At 66.3% G+C, this 12,599-nt stretch carries 13 protein-coding genes; 6 read left to right on the top strand and 7 right to left on the bottom strand.

Annotation, left to right across the window (positions count from 1 at the left end):
• Nucleotides 1-538: Tex-like N-terminal domain-containing protein (locus GORHZ_RS09845; RefSeq protein WP_280985973.1), on the bottom strand; the 538-nt coding region annotated here is incomplete at its 3' end.
• Nucleotides 539-691: 153 nt separating this feature from the next.
• On the opposite strand from GORHZ_RS09845, the gene GORHZ_RS09840 reads away from it, so the two are divergent.
• The gene (locus GORHZ_RS09840) at nucleotides 692-2,311 is read left to right on the top strand and encodes an FAD-dependent monooxygenase (protein WP_006332553.1); all 1,620 of its coding nucleotides are present in this window, start codon (nucleotides 692-694) and stop codon (nucleotides 2,309-2,311) included.
• Nucleotides 2,312-2,324: 13 nt separating this feature from the next.
• A complete protein-coding gene (locus GORHZ_RS09835) occupies nucleotides 2,325-3,509 on the top strand; it encodes a serine hydrolase domain-containing protein (protein ID WP_006332550.1) in 1,185 nt (394 codons plus the stop codon).
• Between the two features lie 46 nt (nucleotides 3,510-3,555).
• Here the strand turns inward: GORHZ_RS09835 and GORHZ_RS09830 are convergent, their stop codons facing one another.
• Nucleotides 3,556-3,975, bottom strand: coding sequence for a MarR family winged helix-turn-helix transcriptional regulator (locus GORHZ_RS09830; protein ID WP_006332548.1), 420 nt, complete (start codon nucleotides 3,973-3,975; stop codon nucleotides 3,556-3,558).
• 114 nt (nucleotides 3,976-4,089) lie between these two features.
• On the opposite strand from GORHZ_RS09830, the gene GORHZ_RS09825 reads away from it, so the two are divergent.
• Entirely contained in the window at nucleotides 4,090-4,551 is a 462-nt protein-coding gene (locus tag GORHZ_RS09825) for a winged helix DNA-binding protein (protein WP_006332546.1), read from the top strand.
• On the opposite strand, the gene GORHZ_RS09820 is transcribed toward GORHZ_RS09825, so the two are convergent.
• Together GORHZ_RS09820 and GORHZ_RS09815 are read right to left on the bottom strand one after the other, a co-directional pair.
• On the bottom strand, nucleotides 4,515-5,057 hold the full coding sequence (locus GORHZ_RS09820) for a hypothetical protein (RefSeq protein WP_157205128.1): 543 nt from the start codon (nucleotides 5,055-5,057) through the stop codon (nucleotides 4,515-4,517). The two genes, GORHZ_RS09825 and GORHZ_RS09820, sit on opposite strands and share 37 nt — an antisense overlap.
• Nucleotides 5,058-5,174: 117 nt before the next feature.
• Nucleotides 5,175-5,570 (bottom strand): rhodanese-like domain-containing protein, encoded by a 396-nt coding sequence (locus GORHZ_RS09815; RefSeq protein ID WP_217998317.1) that lies wholly within the window; start codon nucleotides 5,568-5,570, stop codon nucleotides 5,175-5,177.
• An 85-nt stretch (nucleotides 5,571-5,655) separates the two neighbouring features.
• Here GORHZ_RS09815 and GORHZ_RS09810 point away from each other — a divergent pair, with 85 nt between their 5' ends.
• Both GORHZ_RS09810 and GORHZ_RS09805 read left to right on the top strand, forming a co-directional pair.
• Nucleotides 5,656-6,300 (top strand): HEAT repeat domain-containing protein, encoded by a 645-nt coding sequence (locus tag GORHZ_RS09810; protein WP_006332539.1) that lies wholly within the window; start codon nucleotides 5,656-5,658, stop codon nucleotides 6,298-6,300.
• A 9-nt stretch (nucleotides 6,301-6,309) separates the two neighbouring features.
• Complete coding sequence (locus tag GORHZ_RS09805) at nucleotides 6,310-7,278, top strand: HEAT repeat domain-containing protein (RefSeq protein ID WP_006332537.1); 969 nt, start codon at nucleotides 6,310-6,312, stop codon at nucleotides 7,276-7,278.
• 12 nt (nucleotides 7,279-7,290) lie between these two features.
• Here GORHZ_RS09805 and GORHZ_RS09800 read toward each other — a convergent pair whose 3' ends face one another.
• Nucleotides 7,291-8,049: a DeoR/GlpR family DNA-binding transcription regulator gene (locus tag GORHZ_RS09800; RefSeq protein WP_006332535.1), complete on the bottom strand. Its 759-nt coding sequence runs from the start codon at nucleotides 8,047-8,049 to the stop codon at nucleotides 7,291-7,293.
• A 9-nt stretch (nucleotides 8,050-8,058) separates the two neighbouring features.
• A complete protein-coding gene (locus GORHZ_RS09795) occupies nucleotides 8,059-10,110 on the bottom strand; it encodes a PTS mannitol transporter subunit IICBA (protein WP_006332533.1) in 2,052 nt (683 codons plus the stop codon).
• A 188-nt stretch (nucleotides 10,111-10,298) separates the two neighbouring features.
• On the opposite strand from GORHZ_RS09795, the gene GORHZ_RS09790 reads away from it, so the two are divergent.
• Entirely contained in the window at nucleotides 10,299-11,384 is a 1,086-nt protein-coding gene (locus GORHZ_RS09790; RefSeq protein ID WP_006332532.1) for a zinc-dependent dehydrogenase, read from the top strand.
• Nucleotides 11,385-11,452: 68 nt separating this feature from the next.
• Here GORHZ_RS09790 and GORHZ_RS09785 read toward each other — a convergent pair whose 3' ends face one another.
• Nucleotides 11,453-12,553: a trypsin-like serine peptidase gene (locus GORHZ_RS09785; RefSeq protein WP_006332530.1), complete on the bottom strand. Its 1,101-nt coding sequence runs from the start codon at nucleotides 12,551-12,553 to the stop codon at nucleotides 11,453-11,455.
• Nucleotides 12,554-12,599 lie beyond the last annotated feature (46 nt).

Below are 12,599 nucleotides of genomic sequence, written 5' to 3'. Positions count from 1 at the left end.
CGACCAGCTCGGCGTCCTCGGCGGCCCGCTCGACGAGGATCTGTCGCGCACCGTCGAGCGCGGCCGCGGCGTCGGCGACCCCGTCGGTCACGAACTCCGCGGCGACGTCGTCGGGGACCAGCGCGGGGTCGGCCAGCAGTCGGTCGGCCAGGGGTTCGAGTCCGGCCTCGCGAGCGATCTGCGCCTTGGTCCGGCGTTTGGGCTTGTACGGCAGATAGATGTCCTCGACGCGTGCCTTGGTGTCCGCGGCCAGCAACGCCGATCGCAGTTCGTCGGTGAGCTTGCCCTGTTCGTCGATCGACGCGAGGACCGCATCGCGCCGCTCGTCGAGTTCGCGCAGGTAACGCAGTCGCTCGTCGAGGGTGCGCAGTTGGGCGTCGTCGAGGCTTCCGGTCACCTCCTTGCGGTAGCGCGCGATGAACGGCACGGTGGCGCCGTCATCGAGGAGACGGACCGCGGCGGCGACCTGCCCCTCCCCGACCGACAGTTCCTCGGCGAGGCGGGTGTTCACGGACTTCACGACTGTGCTCGGACTCACCCGCAGGACCCTACCGAAGTCTCCGGACATCGTTCACGACGCGGCACCGATTGGTGACCCGACGCCACGTATTCCAGGAAAGCCCGGTACCGGATGGGCAACGACTTCAATAATGGTCCTGCCCTGCCCCGTCACCGTTGGAGGATGGTCCCCATGCCGGACACGGACGTTCTGATCGCAGGCGCCGGCCCGATCGGCCTGACCGCCGCGATCGAACTGCGCAGGCGTGGCATACGAGTCCGCATCGTCGATCCGCTGATCGAACCACCGCAGTATGCGAAGGCAGTCGGCGTCCAGCCGCGCACACTCGAGGTCTTCGAGGGCATGGGCGTGCTGCCGGCCATCCTCGATGTGGGAATCGAGATGCGCGGCCAGATCATGTATGTCAACGGTACCGAGGTCGGGCGGATCGACCTCGCGGTCCCGTCCGATGTCCCGTTCCGCTTCCTCTCCATCCCGCAGTACGAGACCGAGCGCATCCTGCGAGAGCACCTCGCCCGGATCGGCGGGGCCATCGAACGCGGTGTCCGACTGGCGGGGTTCACCCAGGATGACGACGGCGTCACCGCCACGCTGCAAGGCCCCGATGATGCCACTGAAACCGTCCGGGTGGCCTATCTCGTCGGATGCGACGGTGCGCACAGCACGGTCCGCAAAAGCCTCGGACTCACCTTCGAGGGTGCCGCGTTCGAGGAGCAGTACATGTTGGGAGACGTTGCGGTGGATTGGTCACAGCCGCAGGGCTACAGCGTGCGCTCGATGCACCAGACCGACGGGCAGACCGACGACCTGCTCGTGTGCATCCCGCTCCCGGGGCATGGCCGCTACCGGATGTCGATGCTGGTGCCCGACGAATTGTCGACCGCCCCCACCCGAAGTGAGGACGGCGTCGCGCACGGCTTCGAGGGGACCCGCAAACCGGAGCTGTCACACATCCAGGCCGTGGTGGACCGATTGTCTCCCGAACCGGCGACGGTCTCGGACCTCCGCTGGTCGTCGGTGTTCCGCATCAGCCACCGCATTGTCGACTCCTATTCCCGCGGAAGGGTTTTCGTGGCCGGCGACGCGGCACATATCCACCCCCCGACAGGTGCCCAGGGTATGAACACGGGCATCCAGGATGCCCACAACCTCGCCTGGAAGCTGGCACTCGCGGTCGACGGCGTCGCGGGTGTCGGTCTGCTGGCCAGTTATGACGCCGAACGACGCCCCGTCGGCGAGGAAGTGGTCGGTCGTACGGTCCGAAGTGCCCGCCAGGGAGTCGGCACGGACTCGTCCGATCCCGAATTCGTCATGCGTCGTGAGGCCCAACTGCTGATCAGCTACGCAGACAGCCCCATCGTGTCCGGGGGCTTGCACGGTGATGGGCCCCGGGCGGGCGAACGCGCTCCCGATGCGTTCGGTCTGTCGCGCGAGGTCGTCAACTTCCCCATCCGCCTGTTCTCGCTGCTCGGCAGATTGCGGCACACCGCCATTTTCTACGCGACGGACCCGTCAGGGCCCGGTGCGGTCACGGAGTTCGAGGCCGCTGTCACCGATGTCGCTACCGCGACCCATGGCCTCCTCGACGTCTACGTGGTGGCCTCCCCCGAAGCGCAGGTCGGCAGCACCGAGCTGCCGCTGGTCCGAGACTGCGAGGGGCGGTTCGCCGACGGGTACCGACCGGATGGGGACACCGTATTCCTCATCCGACCCGATGGGTATCTCTCGTACCGTGGCCCGGTCGGTGACGTGGCCGCGCTGGTCAAGCACCTCGCGTTGACCTTCTCTTGAAAGGAGTCCATCGATGCGACCCAGTGGCCTGAACGCTCGATCCGGACTGCTGACGATGATGACCATGGTGGCGGCGACGATCCTGCTGTTCGCCGCCTGCGGGTCGTCCGACATTTCCGTAGACACCCCGTCGGGTACATCGTCATCCAGCCCCGCATCGGCCGCGGTCTACCAGAACGTATTGGACGACGTCCGAGCCGCCGGCGGCTTCCCCGGGGTGATCGCCAGAATCGTCTCGCCGGAAGGTACGTGGACGGGGACATCGGGAACGGCGGGTGCCGACCGTACCGCGGCGCCAACCTCGACCGACCGGACTCGGATCGGATCGCTGACGAAGACTATGACCGCCACGATCCTGCTCCAATTGGTCCAAGAGAAGCGACTCTCACTCGATGACACCATCGGGACCTACGTGTCCGGGGTGCCCAACGGCGACACCGCCACGTTGCGCCAGTTGGCCGACATGACCAGCGGAATCCCCTCGTACACGGAGTCGAATGCAGTGGCGGACAAGTATTTCGCCAATCCAGAATATGCCTGGCCACCCGCGGAACTCGTCGACGCCGTGAAACCGATGCCCGCCGACTTCGCCCCCGGCCAAGGCTGGGAGTATTCGAATACCAATTACATCCTGTTGGGAATGGTGATCGAAAAGGTTCTCCACCAACCGATCGCCGAGACCTTCGCCACGCGCCTGTTCACGCCACTGGACATGTCCGACACGACCTTTCCGGGTGGCTCGGTCGAGATCGCCGCACCGCATCTCGATGGGCAGACCGACCAGGGACAACCCGCCGGTCACAACGTCGACTCGACTCACTGGAATCCGTCGTTCGCCTTCACCGCCGGCGCGGTGATCTCGACCCTCGACGATCTGCAGAAATGGGGCGACGCGCTCTTCACCGGCAACGGCATTCTGGAACCCGCGACCCAGCAGCTGCGACGTGACTCGATCCTGCACTCGCCGCCGCCGAACACCGCGACAGCCGGCTACGGGATCGGTATCGGTGACCGTGACGGTTGGTGGGGCCACGACGGTGACATACCCGGCTACAACAGTGTGTTGTTCCGCAACTACGGCAAGGACACCACGATCCTCGTGCTGACCAACAGCGACAACACGGTCACGATCGACGGCCATGAGCAGGCACCCGCGCAGGCCGTGTTCGCCGGACTCGTCGCCGCACTGCCGCGATGACCTGGGTCTGACCGGTGTGCGGCCGGGCGCAGACAGCCGACGCAGCTCAGGAGTCGCCGAGCCTCTCGATCAACCCCAGGAACACCCTCTGTTCGTCGTCGGTGAGTGGTGCCAGGAAATCCCGCTGCACCTCGTCGAGAACCGCGCCGAGCCGATCGAGTTCCACGCGCCCCGCCGCGGTGATCTCGACGACGTTGCGCCGTCGGTCCAGGAGGTCGGGCACCCTCGCCGCGAACCCCGCATCGACGAGGACCACGAGTGATGTCGCGACGTCGCTGCGGTCCATGCCCACCGCCCGGCCGAGGTCGGCCTGGCTGACCGACCCCAACTCGTCGAGGGCCGCGAGTAGACGGAAGTAGTAGGGCCGCGATCCCGCCGCCGAGAACGCGCGCTGCAGGTCGGCATGGGCCCGGACATGCGCCCGGTTCACCAACCAGGTGGCTTGATCACGCAGACGTCGTACCACCCGGAAAGCCTAACAAAACGTTGGCGAAACCAACGGTGAAGAGTATTGTTGGTGCGACCAACGTTTATTTGGGTGTGTGCAGCACCCGCCGATCCCATCGACAGGAGGATCACCATGATCCCGTTCGGCCCGGAACTCATCGGCCAGACCGAGAAGACCTTGCACGCCATCCTCGACACCGTTCTCTCCGACTCCGGGCTCAGCGAACGCGAGTGGGTGACCCTGCGACTCGCCGTGGCGAACGCCGGCGCCCGCCCGCTACCCGACCTCGTGCGCGACCGCGCTCATTTCGCCGACGCCGGGGAGATCGTCGACGGCCTGACCGACCGGGGATTCCTCGACGGTGCGCTTGTGACAGAAGCCGGGCACGCTTTCGTCGACCGCACCATGCAACGCATCAAGACGTTCACGGCTCCGGTCTTCGACGACCTGCCCGCCGACGACACCGACTCCACCGCGCGCATCCTGAACGTGGTGCTCGACCGTGGCCGCGCGGCGGTCACGGTTCAGGTGGAAGACGCCCCTACGCTCCAACGCTCCTACGAGGAACCGAAGCCCGGGAAGACGTACGAGTAGGCCAGGCCGATCAGGCTCGCGTCGATGCTGGCGATCGGCTGGGTCGGGTTGATATTGCAGAGCGTGGCCACCAGGTAGTTGCCGCCCGGCACGTTCTCGAAGCTGCCCGTGACCACACCGGACTTGTCCGCCCTCTTCAACAGCTGCGGTGCGACGGGCAGCGCGCCGAGCCTGTTCAGATTGGCGACGAGTTGCCTGAGGTTGATCGAGTCGGAACTGAATCCACCCAAGATGACCGGCAGGGCGGCGAGTCCCGCGCGAACGACGTTGATCACCAGGGTGTTGCAGGCCCGTGGTGTCACGAGGTTCGTCTCCGGAACGTTCGTGATCGTGTAGTTGATGGTGTGTCCCGAGACCCGAGTCGTCAGATGTATCCGGTCCGGGTTGCTCGAACCCGTGATGAGGTCCGACGACCCGATGGCCGAGGCGTTGGTGGGCATGGCGAAGGTGGTGATAGCGACCGAGCACAGTAGAACCAAGATCAACTTCAGTCTCATCGTTCTCATGCGTCACAAGCTAGGGCTGACCGGCATCCCCGACACGGCGCGTTGTGCAATCCAGACCATTTCGCAACCGGACGGTGTCCAGATATCCGAGCACGCCGTCCGATTGTGCCGTATCGACTACTCGCTCTGTACCTGCAACCCGGTACTCGCCTGCGCCTCGTCGATCCCGCCCGCGTCGGTGACGTCGGTGAAGCCCTGCGACCGCATGATGGCGACAGCCTGCGCGGACCGGTTGCCGGTGCGGCAGTACACGACATACGGGTCATCGGTGGGCAAGGTCGAGATCATCTCGACGAAGGTCGGCGAGGACACGTCGATGTTGCGCGCACCCTGCAGGTGCCCGGCGGCGTACTCCTCGGGGGTACGTACGTCGATCACGACGGTGCCCGGCGCCAACGATCCGGCCGCCGCGCCAGACTGCCCGGTACTGGTGTCGTCGGACGTTCCGCACGCCACCACCACGAACAGACCGGTAAGCATCAGGAGCAGGACTCGGACAATGCGGGCAGCCATGGCCCCATTGTGCCCGACCCGCATCTCCGCCTTGACCTTGACATCGTGACAAGCTGTCTACTGGTCGCTGAAGGAGGTGGTTGCGATGAACACCACTACCCGACGCGAGTCCGATACTCGCCTCACCCAGGCCCTGACCTGCCACGACCCGTCGGTGCGACTGCGCGCCGCGCTGGCTGCCGGCACCTCCGGGGACGCCGAAACCCTCGAGCTGCTCGTCGAGCGGTGTGGGATCGAATCTGACTTCTTCGTCCGCGACATGCTCACCTGGGCGTTGTGCCGCATGCCCGCCGACCGCACCGTGCCGCGCCTGCTGGTCGAACTCGGCTCCGACCTCCCGCAGGCGCGCAGCCAGGCCCTGCACACTCTGTCGAAGATCGGCGACCCGCGCACGTGGCCCGGGGTGTCGCCGATGGTGCATGACACCGACGACGAGGTTGTCCGAGCCGCGTGGCGTGCGGCGGTCGCGCTCGTTCCGACCGGGAGCGAGTCCGACCTCGCCGTGTCGATGGCCGACGAGTTCGGCCGCGGTGACGAGGATCTGCAGCGCAGCCTCAGCCGGGCGCTGGTGGCACTTGGCGAGGCGTCCGTCGCGGCCACGACCGCCGCGCTGACGAGTGACCACCCGCAGGTCCGTGCGCACGCCGAGGCCACGCAACGGCTGCGCGAGGACCCCGACTCCGGATTCGCGGTGTCGCTGTTCCTGGCTGCCACGGGAAGATCGGAGTAGGGACCGACGATGTTGATCGGCGAGGTCTCGCGGCGGTCCGGGGTCAGCACCCGCATGCTCCGCCACTACGACCGGTTGGGGCTGCTGACCCCGACCGGCCGTACGTCGGGTGGGTACCGCGAGTACTCCGGCGACGACATCCGCCGGCTGTTCCACATCGAGAGTCTGCGCACCCTTGGCCTCACGCTTCCGCAGGTCAAGAGTGCGCTCGACGATCCGGAGTTCTCGCCGTCGGCGTTGGTCGCCGATCTCATCGACCGCACCCGGAAGCGGATCGCCGACGAACGCGAGCTGCTGGGGCGGTTGCGCAGCGTCGACGCCTCGTCCCCTGCCGGATGGGAGGAGGTGCTGGCGGTGCTCACCCTGTTTCGGGCGCTGGAGTCGTCGTCGGCGCCGCACCGCCAGCAGGCTGTCCTGTCGCAGCCGGCCGACGGCCCTGTTCCTGTCGACGAACTGGTGAAAGCCGTTCTTGCCGAGGATGATCCAAATGTCGCCGGGGCCCTGCGCTGGTCGTTGGCGCGCGCCGGAGAACAAGCGCTACCGGCGCTGGGCGCGGGGCTGGATTCGTCGGACGTCGAGGTACGCCGGCGCGCCGTCGCCGCGATCACCGACCTGGACGTCGATGGCGCGGTGGGATTGCTGCGCGGCGCGGTGTCCGACGCCGACGACACGGTGCGGGAGCGCGCGGCACTGGGTTTGGCGGCGCACGGCGACCGCCATGGATTCGACGTGCTGGTCGAGATGGTGATCGGCGGACACCACGACGTGGAGGCGGCCGAGGCGCTCGGTCACCTCGGTGGCGCCGATGCGGTTGCGGCGCTCGGTGACCGACTCGGCCCCGCCGATCCGGCGACCCGCCTGCGCATCGTGCAGGCACTCGCCGAGATCGGGGATCCAACCGCGCGGACGTTGCTCGCTGCACTCACCGGCGATGCCGACCGCACCGTCGCCGCCACTGCCGCCGCGATCCTCACGTAGCAGACGGACTCGTCACACCCGTAGAACGGTCGGTCCCAGCGCCTCATACCGTAAGGCGTCGCCGGCATCGAGTTCGACGCCGCTCACGATCGCCTCGAAATCGGAGATCTCGGCGAACCGGCAGAAGTTGACCTCGCCGAATTTCGTGTGCGCAGCCACGAGGATCGACCGCCGCGACACGCAGATCGCGGTGTTCTTCACCGCGGCCACTGCCGGATCCGACGTCGTCAAGCCGTGTTCGAGCGAGATCGCGTTGGTACCGAGGAAAGCGACGTCGATCACCAGGCCGCGCAGCATGTCCACGGCCCAGTGATCGACGGTCGCCATCGTCCGACCCCGCATCCGGCCGCCGAGCAGCAGCACGGTGACGGTGCTCGAGTGCGCCAGAGCCTGCGCGGCCAGCAGCGAGGATGTCACCACGGTCAACGTGCGCTCGGCGAGCCGCTCGGCGATCAGTCGAGGAGTGAATCCCTCATCCAGGTACACGGTCTCGGCCCCGTGGAGCAGTCCGGCGGCGGCACCGGCAATCCGCTGCTTCTGCGCGAGGTCCACCTGGCTGCGGTACTCGACCCCTGACTCGAACCCCGCGGTCTCCATCGGGACCGCACCCCCGTGGACCCTCCTGAGGAGACGACGACCCGCCAGAGCCTTCAGATCGCGTCGGATGGTCTCGCTCGCGACGTCGAGCTCGTCGGCGAGCGTGTTCACCTCCACCCGCCCGCGGGTGCGGGCGAGTTCGACGATGTGACTCTGGCGGGTGTCGGAATCCACGAGATCAAACTACTCGCTCGAGGCCGTGAGGATCTGTGCCACCTCTTCACGGGTCTGCGCGGCTCGCAGCCGAGTCACCTCGTCGGCGTCGAGGAACACGTGGGCGATCTGATTGAGTAGGGCGAGATGGTCTTTTCCGGCTCCGGCGATGCCCACCACGAACTCCGCCTCTTTGCCGTTCCAGTCCACGGGCCGGTCGTAGCGCACGAAGGAGATTCCGGTCCGGCGTATCGCGTCCTTCGCCTCGTTGGTGCCGTGCGGGATCGCCAGCCCGTTGCCCATGAACGTCGACACCGACTTCTCTCGCTCGTGCATCGCATCGACATACGGCACGTCGACCGCGCCGGCGGCGACCAGCAGTTGCCCGGCCTCGGTGATCGCGCTGTCGGCGTTCGTCGCCGCCCCGTGCAAGACGATCGACTCCAGTGCCAGCACGCTGCCGCCGGCGGTCTTCTCCTCCACCGTCGTGGTCGCCGATGCCGCGGGTGCGGCCGATGCCGCGGGTGAGGCGGATCGGGGCTCGACTGCCGGCGCAGCAGACTCACCGTCGGGGTTGGTCTGTGCCAACATCTCGACGATCTCGTCGTAGCGCGGACTGCTCATGAAGTCGTCGACGGACACATGGATCGCCGAGGGGGTCGACTGCTTCGCACGCTCGGTCAGGTCCCGATGTGTCACGATCAGGTCGTGGGTGTCGGTCAGATTCGAGATCGCCTGGTTGACCACCGTCACGTCGTGGTAGCCGGCCTTCTTGATCTTCTTACGCAGCACCGACGCACCCATGGCCGACGAACCCATCCCCGCGTCACAGGCGAAGACGATGTCGGTGATCGGACCGCGGTCGGCTCCTCCGGTGAGCGTCGCCGCGACGCTGGACTTCTTACCCTTGAGCGACTCCATCTCGGCGGTCGCCGCAAACAGATCCGCCTCCTCGTTCGAGCGGTCGGCCTTCAGCAGGACCGATGAGACCAGGAACGACACGGCGGCCGCGCCGAACACCGCGAGGGTCACGCCCACAAAACTGTCCCCGGGCGTCTGCGCATAGACCGCGATGATCGAGCCCGGCGCGGCGGGCGCACGGAGTCCGGAGCCGAACATGACGTTGATGAAGACGCCCGTCATTCCGCCGAGGATGGCCGCCGCGATCAGCTTCGGCTTGGCCAGCACGTACGGGAAGTAGATCTCGTGAATGCCGCCGAAGAACTGGATGATGGCCGCGCCCGGCGCCGACGCCTTGGCGAATCCCTTGCCGAAGACCGAGAACGCCAGCAGGATCCCGAGCCCCGGGCCGGGGTTGGCCTCGAGCAGGAACAGGATCGACTTACCCGTCTCGGCGGCCTGCGCGGTGCCCAACGGGGTCAGTACACCGTGGTTGATCGCGTTGTTGAGGAACAGGATCTTCGCCGGCTCGATGAAGACCGAGGTGAACGGGAGCAGGTCGTGATTGACCAGGAAGTCCACCGTGTTCCCGGCCGCGTCGGTGAATGCCTGGACGAGCGGACCGACCGTGAAGAACCCCAGCGTCGCGAGTAACAGACCGAGAATGCCGGCCGAGAAGTTGTCCACTAGCATCTCGAAGCCGGGACGGACCTTGCCCTCCCAGATCTTGTCGAGTTGCTTCATGAGCCAACCGCCCAGGGGTCCCATGATCATGGCGCCCATGAACATCGGCACCTCGGCTCCGGCCACGACGCCCATGGTGGCGATCGCTCCGACCACCGCACCGCGGTTGCCGTGGACCATCCGTCCGCCGGTGTAGCCGATGATGATCGGCAGCAGATAGGTGATCATCGGGGCGACGACGCCACCGCCCTCGTAATCCCCCCAACCACCGATGTGGGCCACCCAGCTGCCGGGGTTGTCGAGCGAGCCGAAGATCCCGGTCAACCAGCCGGTCTCGATGAACAGCGCGGTGATCAGACCCCAGGCGATGAATGCGCCGATGTTGGGCATGACCATGTTCGACAGCCCCGTGCCCAACTTCTGTACACGCACCCGCATCCCGGACTTCTTCTTCGGCGGCGGTGCCTTCGTATCCGAGGACAGAACAGCTTCTGACATTGCTTCCTCCACTTGTGTCGCCAACCAGGTGATCCCGGTCACATAGCCCAGTAAACCCCACAAACGGGCATCAAATCAAGCATTCGGTCAGAAATGGGCAGAACTAGCGGTGGATTTATGCCCGTATTGCCGATAGAGTGCTCTACAGCACACCGCTTACCGCTCACCGATCGAGAGGACCACCCACCATGAAGGCACTGCGCTTCTACGCACCCGAGGACGTACGCCTCGAAGATGTTCCGGAGCCGACCTGCGGTCCCGATGAGGTCAAGCTGCGCGTGCGCAACTGTTCGACCTGCGGCACCGACGTCAAGATCTTCTACAACGGCCACCAGAACCTGACCCCGCCGCGCATCATCGGACATGAGGTCGCCGGCGAGATCGTCGAGGTCGGAGCCGACGTGAACACCACCTACGGCAGCAACTGGCAGATCGGTGACCGGGTACAGGTGATCGCCGCCGTTCCGTGCGGTGAGTGCCATGAGTGTAAGAAGGGCTGGATGGCGGTCTGCGAGAACCAGACCTCGGTCGGATACCAGTACGACGGCGGGTTCGCCGAGTACATGATCGTCCCGCGACAGGTACTGAAAGTCGATGGCCTGAACCGGATTCCGGACAACGTCGGCTACGACGAGGCCTCCGCCGCGGAACCGTTCGCGTGCGCCATCAACGCGCAGGAACTCCTGGGGATCGAGGAGGGCGACACCGTTGTGGTGTTCGGTGCCGGACCGATCGGCTGCATGCACATCCGCATCGCCCGTGGCGTCCATCGTTGCGGCCCGGTCTATCTCGTCGATGTCAACGAGGGTCGCCTGCAGATGTCCGCGGATGCGGTCTCTCCCGACGAGATCATCAACGGTGCGGGGGTCGACGTCGTCGAACGCGTCATGGAGCTGACCGGCGGCCGCGGCGCCGACGTGGTCATCACCGCCACCGCGGCCAACGTCGCACAGGAACAGGCGCTCGCGATGGCGGCGCGCAACGGGCGCATCTCCTTCTTCGGCGGGCTACCCAAGACGGATCCGACCATCACCTGCGATTCGAATGTGGTGCACTACCGCCAGCTGCACATCCACGGCGCGAACGGTTCGGCACCGGAGCACAACAAACGGGCACTCGAGTACATCTCGACCGGTCAGGTGCCGGTGAAGGATCTCATCACCCGCCACATCCCGTTGGAGAACGTCCTCGACGCGTTCCAGATCGTCAAGCAGGGTGAGGCCATCAAGGTGACCGTAGAGCCGGCGCCGGCTGACGTGGCGGTCGGGGTCTGACGAGACGGTACGGGATCATCACGCCCCGCAACCCGCGGTTACCCGGGTTGCGGGGCGTGATACGTCGCTCACGTGAAGTTCTGCCGTGCCCACCCGATGAGCGCACTCAATGCGGGTCCGCCGCCGTAGTCGTTGTCGTTTGCTGTCGTCCCGCTCGTAGCGGATTTCACGACGGTGTCCCCTATCGTGCTTCCCACTCCGACCACCCTCGGCCACGGCTCGCCGTCCCACCATCCCCAGGCCGGCCCGCCGGATTGCCCGGGCGTGAAGTCCTTGAAATGGCCCATCGTGTAGCCGGTCTGTCCGGCCATCGTGTGTGAAGAGACGGCGCGTACGGCACCCGCGGCCTCGAATGCGGGACGTTCCCCGCTCGCCCGCTCCTGCGGGTATCCGATGGATTGCCAGTACGCGCCGTCGTTCCAGTCGTCGTCGTAGGACCGGTAACCCGCGTAGCCGGTGACGTCGCCGATGCGTTCGCCGAACACCAGGACCGCGTAGTCGAACGCGACCTGAGCGTCGGTGAGGCGTCCGGGAGCCTCGATCCAGTAGGCCACGGTATCGGCATAGTAGGTCCCCCATGGCCCACGCCCGTCGTAGTAGGCGGGAGTGAAATTGATCCACCCGATGCGACCGTGATCGTCGCGTCGCCAGTCCACGACATGACTCGCCGTGAGCACGTGTCGTGGCCCGATCACGGTCCCCGATCCCCAGCCGCCGGCCGTCACGACCTTGCCTGTGATCCGCCACGGGAAGCTCCGGTCATCGAACAGGTAACGGTCGTCGGCGTCGAAGATGGAGCCGCCCCGTTTGCGCAACCTCTCCCCGGTCGGCACATCGCGCCACACCCGGGGCGCGCGTTCCGGTCTGAAGGCGGTTCTGACGCCACCCGGTCGAAAGCCGGACAGGTCCACCGGACCCCGCAATGACGAGATATCGGTTCGGGACAGCCCGACGGATCTCGGGCGAAGTCGGTCACGCGGGTCACGCCAGCCGTCCACACCGACCCTGGCGATGACCCGGATGCCGTGTTCCGCACGCTGAACGGTCAGGTCGCTGTCGAGCTCCGGACCACCCTCCGCGAGAACGACTTCGATGGTGGTGTCCGACGGAGGATCGGGATCGATGGGGTCGATACCCTCCAGATCGGCTTCGGTGAGTGGACGTGTCATGACGCCTCCGTTGGGTCCGACTCGGATGCTTGCCATTTCAGAGTGG

The organism is Gordonia rhizosphera NBRC 16068 (assembly GCF_000298195.1).
GTDB classification, from domain to species: domain Bacteria; phylum Actinomycetota; class Actinomycetes; order Mycobacteriales; family Mycobacteriaceae; genus Gordonia; species Gordonia rhizosphera.
This window is presented reverse-complemented; position numbering and strand designations above follow the sequence as displayed.